This window comes from Caballeronia sp. M23-90, from assembly GCF_053574605.1.
On record NZ_JBSIPA010001073.1, the window covers coordinates 1 to 254 of the forward strand.

A 254-nucleotide genomic window follows, 5' to 3' on the forward strand; every position below is an offset into this window, starting at 1 on the left:
AAGGTCGATTCGGTCGCGGTGAAGTGCAACGTCATCAGTTGGCTTGTGGCATCGTCAATAAACACCAGCAGCGTGCACGCTGGCGCCCGGTCTTCAAACCACCGGTGATCGCTACCATCGATCTGGAGTATGCGATCCATCAACGACGCCCCTCTGAAGGTGCACGCCGTTGGAGTGTAGCCGGTGTAGGGGGACGCGCGATCAGGGAATGTCGACCGGCATCTTCCAAGGAAGCAGCGCGTCGTATTCATCGA

Annotated in this window: 1 pseudogene; it reads right to left on the reverse strand. The window is 58.3% G+C overall.

Annotated features, from left to right (window positions below):
• Positions 1-131 (reverse strand): annotated as a pseudogene (locus ACRXB1_RS37865) (ISNCY-like element ISCARN112 family transposase); the annotation flags it as partial.
• Positions 132-254 lie beyond the last annotated feature (123 nt).